We start from the raw sequence: 8,810 nt of genomic DNA, 5'->3' as shown, positions 1-8,810 counted from the left end.
ACGATCCCACCCGCCCTCAGTCCCGACCAAGAGGCGATCCTCGACGCACTGGATCACCCGATCCCAAGGCACTAACCCGATTGACCCAACTCAAGTCTGACGGTAAGCAGCCGACTGTTCGTCCGCTAGGACTCAAGCCGGCAGGCGCGTGCTGAGAATCGATCGTCGCCGTCCGCGTTGGCCTGCCGATCCCTGCCGGGCCAGCGTCGGCCGGTCAGGCTGACTCCGGTCACCAGCCTCATGACCGAGTACATCTAGTCGCTCATTGGCGGCGGTAGGGTGGGTGGGTGCTGTACGGCCGTGACCGGGAGCGGGCCGAGCTTGCCGCGCTGGTGGTGCGGGCGCGGGCGGGACGTGCTGGGGTGCTGGTGGTGCTGGGGGAGCCGGGGGTCGGCAAGTCTGCCCTGGTGCTTGATCTCGTCGTCTGGGCCCAGCAGGCGGCATCGGCTGCTGAGGCGGCGCGCGTGCTGCGCACTGCCGGTGTGGAGTCGGAGTCGCCGTTGCCCTTTACTGCGCTCCACCGGCTGCTGCGTGCTGTGGTCGATTTCGAGCGGCTTCCGGTTCCTCAGGCGGCTGCGTTGCGGGTGGCGTTCGGGCTTGAAGATGGGCTATCGGCCGAACCGTTTCTGGTCGGGATGGCGACTCTCTCGGTCCTGACCGACGCGGCAGCTGAGGTCGGGCCCGTCGTGTGTGTGGTGGACGACGCACAGTGGCTCGACGCCGCGTCAGCGGACGCGTTGTTGTTTGCGGCCCGTCAACTGGATGCTGACCCGGTGGTGATGGTGTTCGCTGCCCGCTACCCCGATGGCGATGCGGATGCGGGAGCGTTTAGACCGCAGGGTTTGCCTGTGCTCGAGCTTGGTGGGCTTGATAGTGGAGCCGCCCGTCAGTTGCTGGACCGGCCCAGCGGGGAGCTGCCCCGCCAGGTCGCCGACCGGTTGGTTCGCGACACCGGCGGGAACCCGCTGGCGTTGCTGGAGCTGCCCACCACTCTGATCGCCGCCCAGCTGTCTGGAGCGGCGCCGCTGCCGCGGCAGCTGACGTTGACTGCGAGCGTGGAGCGTGCCTTCCTCGACCGTTGCCGCCGGTTGAGTGAAGAGGTGCAGACGTTGTTGCTGGTGGCTGCTGCCGACAACACCGGCCGAGTTGACACGGTGCGGGTAGCGGCGAGCCGGCTGGGTGTGTCGGCCGGGGCGTGGGCGGACGTCGAGCGGTCCGGCCTGCTGAACGTCACCGGTGACGTCGTCTCCGTGCGGCACCCTCTTGTTCGCTCCGCGGTGTACCAGGCGGCCACCAGCTTCGAGCGGCGGCGTGCGCACCAGGCCCTGGCGGACGCGCTGCGCGACGGTGACCCGGACCGGGCGACGTGGCATCGTGCCGCCGCGGCGGACGGGCCTGACAGAGAGCTGGCCGACGCTCTGTGCCAGGTGGGGATCCGTGCTGAGAAGCGCGGTGGATACGTCGCGGCGGCTGCCGCGTGCGAGCGAGCCGCCGCCCTGACGGTCAACGAGCCGGCGCGCGCGGCCCGCCTGTTCGCGGCCGCCCGCAACGCGTGGGCGTCGGGGCAGGCGGTGAGCGCTCGGGCACTGTCTGGATCGGCGCGGGAGCTCACTTCCGATGGTCTACTGCGAGCGGACATCGACCGTCTGCGCGCCCGCATCGAGGTCAATGTGGGTTCGGCGAGCGACGCGCATCGCATCTTTGTCCATGCGGTGCGCACCGTCGCGGACTTGGACCCGGGCAGGGCCTTGGAGATGGCGGCGGCGGCCGCGCTGACGCGCACCTACGGCGGGGACAGCGGAGCCACCATCGCCGACGACGTCCGAACTCGTCTGCTGACCGCGACCGACTCTGACACGCCTCGCACACGATGCCTGCAACTGCTGCTGGGAGCCTTGACCGCCTCGGCTGACGGCGACTGGGCGCAGGCAGTGGCCACGCTCGAGCGCGCCCTGCAAGCCGGACGCCAGGTCGAGGACCTCGACGTGCTGGGGAACCTCGGCAACACCGCCCTCAACCTCGGCGACGACGAGGCAGCGCGCTGGTTCTACGCAACGATGGCGTCCAGCGCCCGCGAGAGCGGTGCCGGCATGGCGGTCATCTACGGGCTGGAACGGCTCGCGTTCGCCCAATTGGTCGCCGGCAGATGGGCTGCGCTCCGCGGCTCGGTCGACGAAGCGCTGACCTTGGCGCGCAGTGTCGGCCAGCCCGGCCTGACAGCCGCACCGCTGGCGTGGCTGACCCTGCTCGCCGCCCTGGCTGGCACCGACGACTACGACCACCATCTCGGCCAACTCGAAGCGGTGGTGACGACCCACCCGTTGGGGATTCTGACCGACCCGGTGCACGACCTGACGCGCTGGGCCAAGGGCACGCGGAGCGCTGCCGACGGCGATGCCGGGGCGGCACTGCACCACTTGGGCGCGATGCGGCTGCCGGCTCTGCAACGGATGGCCGCGGTGGACCGAATCGGGGCGGCGGCGCGCGCCGGCGAGCGCGCGGTCGCGCTCGGCTGGGTAGACGAACTCGCGCCGTTCGCCGCCGCGACACACCGTCCCTGGGCATTGGCTGCCGTGGCCTTTGGGCGGGCGCTCACCGCGGAGACCGATGAGGCGGCTCAGGCGTTCGAGGATGCGCTAGGCCATTACCGGCACGCGGCACGGCCGTACGACCAGGCCCGGACGCAGCTGGCCTATGGCGAATATCTGCGTCGCACCAACCGTCGCGTCGACGCACGCAGGCACCTGCGGTCAGCGTTGGAGACCTTCACCGACCTGGGCGCGCAGCCGTTGCTCGCCCGCGCCAGCCAGGAGCTGCGGGCCTCCGGCGAGACCTCTCGCAAGCGTGACCCGTCCACCGTCCTGCAGCTCACGCCCATGGAGCGCACGGTCGCCCAACTGGTCAGCATCGGACTGTCGAACAAGGACGCCGCCGCCCAGTGCTGGGTCTCCCCGCGCACTGTGGCGTTCCACCTGCGGAACGTCTTCGCCAAGGTGGGGGTCAGCTCCCGCGGCGAGCTCGCTCAGCTCGATTTCAGCTGACCGTCCCGCCGAACACGGATCGGCGTAAGGCCGCGTGACCGCAGCAGGGTCGCCGCACCCCGCGGACGATGCGACTGGCCCGTCCCGCAGTTCGGCACAACCAACCCACGCGCAGCACCCTCGGCTCGTAGGCCCGGCGCGTCCCAAGCGTCGGCAACCCGGTCATTTGACCGGTGCGAGTCCCCGGCGTGACGACGACGGTGGAGACAGCACCGCATTGACCCTCCGACGACCAGGGAGCCCCGACATCATGACCACACAGACCCACCCGCCTCGCCAGGTGCCACCGCCCGCTGCGCCTTCGTCGCCCACCCCGCCGACTGCCTCGAACGACTCACTGGGCCGCCCTCATCCTGGGCCGAGCGCCAACATTGGTCGGATCGTGGCCGGCTCGTTGGCCACCGGACTCATCGCTGCTGTACTCCTGGTCGCCGCCCCCTTCATCCCCGCCGAAGAGAACGACATCACGGGCGCAGTCCTGTGCGGATTCGCATTGGGCTGGGCAGTATTGGCCGTGCTCTCGGTGCGGTTCACCGATCAGCCACAGCGCTGGGCCGCAGCTCCGGCACTATTCATGGGCCTGGGCGGACTTCTCCTGGTGGCGTTCGGCTCCTCGGTGCACGAAGTGCTCACCTGGGTGTGGCCACCCGGCATGTTGGCGTTGGTGATCTGGATGATCGTCCGCGTCCATCGACAGCTTCGCAGCCGGAGCAGACGCTGGCTGCTCTACCCGGTGATGGCGATGTTGGCCCTTGCCTCAATCGGGAGCGGCTACGAGACCCTGCGTGAAGCTGCGGATGCCAAGGCCTACCCGATGCCCGGTCAGCTGATCGACGTCGGCGGACACAGCCTGCACCTCAACTGCACCGGCTCAGGCAATCCCACGGTCGTGCTCGAACCGGGCGGAGGGGAGATGTCGTCGAATCTCGGGTGGATTGCGCCGGCCGTCGCCCGCGACACCCGGGTCTGCGTCTACGACCGTGCAGGTCGCGGATGCAGCGAGCCCGCTGACACCGCCCAGGACGCCACGCAGATAGCGACTGACCTGCACACGCTGCTGCAACGCGGACACGTTCCCGGACCCTATGTGCTCGCGGGCCACTCCTTCGGCGGCCTCTACGTACGCACCTTCGCCGCCCGCTACCCCGAAGAGGTCGCCGGACTGGTGCTGGTCGACTCCACCGCACCGAAATCGGCGGCGAAACCAGGGACAGCATCGTTCGTCGATCCAGACTCCTACGACGTCGTGGGCCGTGTCTCCGCACTGGTTTCGACCTCGGCTCGACTTGGCCTGGGCCGCCTGTACGGCCAGCTCGAACACGGCAGCCTGCCGCCACGGTCCCGGGACGAGGCACGCGCCAGCGCCGCGACCGCAAACAATCTCCGCAGCACGATCGACGAGTACGCCCAGGCGAGCGCCTCGGTGGAGCAAGCTGCATCTCTCAGTGACTTCGCCGACAAGCCCTTGGCCGTCCTGACAGCCGGCAGCGGAAGTGATGCCACCTGGCAAGCGAATCAGAAAGAAATGGCCACTTTGTCGACCAACAGCGTGCACCGCGTCATCGATGGCGCCACCCACGATTCGCTGATCTCGGACCAAGGACACGCGGCAGCCACCGCCCGAGCGATCCTCGACGTCGTCTCCTCAGTCCGGAGCGCATCACCGCCGGTCAGGTGAACCGGAGCGCAGCCGTAAGAGCGTGTCCATTCACTTGCACTCGATGATCCTGGCTGGAAGGCCTCTCTGCGATACGCGGCGCAACCGTGTACGAGGTCCCGCTGCCTAGTGTCGTGAGTCATTAGTTCGCGACTACTTGGTAGGCTGCGTCGGTGGCGAGTCCGAGACTTGAGCCGGTGGTGTTGTCCGACGAGGAGCGGTCGGTCCTGGCCGGGTGGGCGCGGCGGCGGAAAACGGCGCAGGCGTTGGCGTTGCGGGCCCGGATCGTATTGCGTTGCGCTGACGGCGACACGATCGCCGAGGTGGCGCAGAGGCTGGAGATCACGCGGGGCACCGTGTCGAAGTGGCGCTCGCGGTTCCAGGCCGACCGGTTGGATGGGTTGTCGGACGAGCCGCGTCCGGGGCGGCCGCGGACGATCACCGACGATCAGATCGAGCAGGTGATCACCAAGACGCTGGAGTCCACGCCTGGTGAGGACACGCACTGGTCGACCCGGTCGATGGCTACGAGCACCGGCATGTCGCAGAGTGCGGTGTCGCGGATCTGGCGGGCGTTCGGGCTGAAGCCGCACGCGATCGAGACCTGGAAGCTGTCGACCGATCCGTTGTTCGTCGACAAGGTCCGCGACGTCGTCGGGCTGTACATGAGCCCACCGGAGAACGCACTGGTGCTCGCGGTGGACGAGAAGTCCCAGATGCAGGCGATCGACCGCACGGCGCCGATCTTGCCGATCATGCCAACGACACCGGCGCGGATGACCCACGACTACGTCCGGCACGGCACCACCAGCCTGTTCGCCGCCCTCGACCTGTCCAGCGGGTCGGTGATCGCCCAGCACTACCGCCGGCACCGTCATCAGGAGTTCCTGCGCTTCCTGAAACTGATCGATGCCGCCGTCCCCAACGACCTCGACCTGCACCTGGTGCTGGACAACTACGCCACCCACAAGACCCCCAAGGTGAAGGAATGGCTGATCCGCCACCCGCGATTCCACCTGCACTTCACCCCGACCAGCAGTTCGTGGCTGAACCTGGTGGAGCGCTGGTTCGCCGAACTCACCAACCGCAAACTCCGCCGCTCCGCCCACCGCAGCATCACCGAACTCGAAGCCGACGTCCGCGGCTGGATCAACGAATGGAACGCCGACCCCAAACCCTTCGTCTGGACCAAGACCGCCGACCAGATCCTCGACACCCTCGCCGCATACTGCACGCGAATTAACGACTCAAGACACTAGGTGTGGGTCGGCCGACCCGGCACGGGAACAGGCAGTTGCCGGGTCGGCGGCAGAGTCGCCGGTTGACCTGAGCGGCAGAAAACCATGTATCGGCAGCTGGTCTCACTCGTTACTTGCCAGCATCTCCGGGGCATCGGCGGCGCCTGTGGTGATCCCGTCGAGCACCCGGCGAAGTCCCCACAGGTACTGCTCGGTGGAGATGTAGCCGGCGAGCTCGCCGGCTGCGGCGGCTGTACGGGGGTAGTGCTCGGGGGGTGTCGCGGAGAAGGCGCGGAGTCGCGTATCGATCCGTTCCGACTCTGGCGGTAGCGGTCCGGGCTGGTGCAGGTCGGCGACTTCGAGGGCGATCGAGCCGAACACGTAGGTGATCAGCAGGTAGGCGGCGCGCGCGGCGTCGGCGGATTGGAGTCCGGCGTCGGCGAGGAGCTCGAGGAGTCGTTCGTTCAGGGCAAGGGCGTTGGGTCCGTCCATGGGGCCGCCGATCATCAGCGGAACTACGCCGGGGTGTGCCGAGAGTCGTGTTCTCAGATCCAGGGCAAGGGACTCCACGCGCTGCCGCCAGGGTTGGTCGCGGTCGGTGAAGATGCCGTGGTCGACCTCGCCGAGCAAGCGCTCGACGAGCGCCTTCACTACGGCGGCCTTGTCCGGGAAGTAGGTGTACACGCCGTTCGGGGCCACGCCCACCTTCGCAGCGATGCCCCGCACGGAGGCTGCGCCCGTCCCGCCGTCGTCGAGCAGGGTCAGTGCGGCGTCGAGGATCTGCTCCTCGGTCAGGGCTCGCCGCGGTCCGCGTCGACCGCGCTTGGCTGGTTCTGACATTGGCCTGGCCTCATCTCTTGACATCATTTTGGACAGCGTACACTATTTGTACACAGTACAGAGTTTAAGCCCTGTTCCGAGTTCTCTCATCACAACCCGGCCGGCGAATGTCGGCCTCCAGGAGTTGAGCACCATGACCCGTTCCGCAGCATCGCCAGCCTTCCTTCGGTCCTGGCTGGTGTGGACCGCAGGATTCCTCTTCTTTCCCCTCGCTGGCCTGGCCGGCACGGCGGTGGGTGGCCGGGTCGACGGGCCGATTGCTGCATTGCTGGGCGGCTTGGTCGCCGGGCTCGTCCTCGGTGCCGGGCAGGCGCTGGTGAGCGGCCGGCGCCTCGATCCGCGCCTGTGGATCCCGGCCACCGGCATCGGCATGGGTGGCGGTCTTCTCCTCGGCGCCTCCGCCGTCGGATACGGCACCTCACTGGGCGAACTCGCTGTGATGGGTGCCCTCACCGGCGTTGTCCTCGGTGTGGCGCAGACCCTGGCTCTGCCACGACAGATCCACCTGCGCTGGGCCTGGGCCGCCGCGATGCCCGTCCTGTGGGCGCTGGGCTGGACCGTCACCACCCTGGGCGGGATCAGTGTCGACAACCAGTTCACGATCTTCGGCGCCTATGGCGCGGTGACCTTCTCCGCACTATCCGGAGTCCTGCTCCACTATCTCCTGCCCCACCGCGGCACCACCGACCCGACGTCGGCGGCCGCACCCCACGTGGCGAAGGCATGACTACGCCTCGGCACATCGTCTTCGCGGCCGCGCGCCGATGAGCACCGTCACCGTTGCAGGTGGCCTGCTACTCGCGCTTCCGGTGGCGTTCAACGTCGCCTTCGGCGCACTGGCCGCCACCTTCGACTACCCCGACATCCTGCGCCGTCCCACCCACGAGGTTCTCGCCCGGTTTCGCGAAGGTGGCACGATGCTGCTGCTGTGGTGGTGGACGTTCGCCCTGACCGCCGCCGCCCTCGCGCCCCTCGCAGTCGTCGTCGCGGTCGCGCTCGACGGCGCCGGCGACACGCTGCGGGTTGTCGGCGCCACCCTCGGCACTCTTGCTGCGCTCGTGCAACTCCTCGGCCTCATCCGCTGGCCGTTCCTCGTGCCCTACCTCGCCCGCGTCGACGCCGACCCGGACTCAAGCCCCGCCCGACGCGAAGCGATCGACGTCGTCTTCCAGAGCTTCAACCGCTACCTGGGCGTCGCCGTCGGCGAGCACCTCGGCTATCTGCTCACCGGCGCCTGGACAATCCTGACCGGCATCGCGTTCACCCAGACCACCCTCGCCCCGAACTGGCTCGGGATCCCCGCGATCGTCATCGGCGCCGTCCTCGTACTGTGCTCCCTGGAGTTCGTGGGACCTGCCGAGCGCCATGGCTGGAAGCTCGCGGCCACCCTCACGCCGATCACCTACATCGCCTGGTCTGTGTGGCTCATCGCCGCAGGCATCGCGCTACTCGTCTGACCCACGGTTCGCTCAGCGGCGCGGACCCGTGTTGTCGAGACCCTGCACCCACCAAGACCTCGACCCGCGCCCCGGCCGGGCCGCCGACCAAGCACCAACTGGCGCTCATGATCTGGCTCGCGATCTTTCCCACGCTGACCGTCCTCAACCTGGCACTGGGCGACTGGCTGAGCACCATGACACCCGTCCTGCGAGATCCGCGCGGCCGGGCCGTTGTCCTCGATCCCTTGGACACGCGATCGAGTGATGTGCGTTGCACAGCCGCGATCGCCTTTGAAATAAGGATTTCTTGATCGCTCGACCTTGGTGAGCCTCGAGTCGAGAGCCGACGCGGGTTCGGGCTGGGGGCAACTAATCGCTGGTGAGCGATCTCGCGAGACCGTCCAGGACGATGCCGAGCCCGAACTCGAACTCCTCGCCATAGTCGTAGCCGGGTTTCATGACGTGCTCGACGGAGAACTCGACGAGGTGCGGATACTCTCCGGCGGCGTACCGCGCCATCATCTGCCCGGCGACCTCGGGGATGGTGTCCGGTCCGTTGATCGGCAGGGATGCTTCGGACAGGGCGAACCCGTAG

General features: G+C 68.3%; 7 protein-coding genes and 1 pseudogene. 6 read left to right on the top strand and 2 right to left on the bottom strand.

The genetic code is table 11. From position 1 onward, the window contains the following. Positions 1-287: 287 nt before the first annotated feature. From AB0E63_RS45695 to AB0E63_RS45685, 3 genes are all read left to right on the top strand, one after another. On the top strand, positions 288-3,041 hold the full coding sequence (locus tag AB0E63_RS45695) for an AAA family ATPase (RefSeq protein ID WP_360380970.1): 2,754 nt from the start codon (positions 288-290) through the stop codon (positions 3,039-3,041). Positions 3,042-3,564: 523 nt separating this feature from the next. Then, positions 3,565-4,719: an alpha/beta hydrolase gene (locus AB0E63_RS45690; protein ID WP_360380967.1), complete on the top strand. Its 1,155-nt coding sequence runs from the start codon at positions 3,565-3,567 to the stop codon at positions 4,717-4,719. A gap of 152 nt (positions 4,720-4,871) precedes the next feature. Beyond that, entirely contained in the window at positions 4,872-5,957 is a 1,086-nt protein-coding gene (locus AB0E63_RS45685; RefSeq protein WP_360380964.1) for an IS630 family transposase, read from the top strand. A gap of 102 nt (positions 5,958-6,059) precedes the next feature. Here the strand turns inward: AB0E63_RS45685 and AB0E63_RS45680 are convergent, their stop codons facing one another. Continuing rightward, a complete protein-coding gene (locus tag AB0E63_RS45680) occupies positions 6,060-6,776 on the bottom strand; it encodes a TetR/AcrR family transcriptional regulator (RefSeq protein ID WP_360380962.1) in 717 nt (238 codons plus the stop codon). A 133-nt stretch (positions 6,777-6,909) separates the two neighbouring features. On the opposite strand from AB0E63_RS45680, the gene AB0E63_RS45675 reads away from it, so the two are divergent. From AB0E63_RS45675 to AB0E63_RS45665, 3 genes are all read left to right on the top strand, one after another. Then, the gene (locus AB0E63_RS45675; protein ID WP_360380959.1) at positions 6,910-7,503 is read left to right on the top strand and encodes a hypothetical protein; all 594 of its coding nucleotides are present in this window, start codon (positions 6,910-6,912) and stop codon (positions 7,501-7,503) included. A gap of 37 nt (positions 7,504-7,540) precedes the next feature. After that, entirely contained in the window at positions 7,541-8,233 is a 693-nt protein-coding gene (locus tag AB0E63_RS45670) for a DUF4386 domain-containing protein (RefSeq protein WP_360380956.1), read from the top strand. 107 nt (positions 8,234-8,340) lie between these two features. Beyond that, positions 8,341-8,526 carry a hypothetical protein gene (locus AB0E63_RS45665; protein ID WP_360380954.1) on the top strand — a complete coding sequence of 62 codons (186 nt, stop codon included), beginning with the start codon at positions 8,341-8,343 and terminating at the stop codon, positions 8,524-8,526. 58 nt (positions 8,527-8,584) lie between these two features. On the opposite strand, the pseudogene AB0E63_RS45660 reads toward AB0E63_RS45665, so the two are convergent. Continuing rightward, positions 8,585-8,810 (bottom strand): annotated as a pseudogene (locus AB0E63_RS45660) (TetR/AcrR family transcriptional regulator); the annotation flags it as partial.

It is taken from the genome of Kribbella sp. NPDC026596 (genome assembly GCF_040638415.1).
Taxonomy (GTDB): domain Bacteria; phylum Actinomycetota; class Actinomycetes; order Propionibacteriales; family Kribbellaceae; genus Kribbella.
Note: the sequence above shows the minus strand (reverse complement) of the source record. Positions and strands in the feature narration are given on the sequence as shown.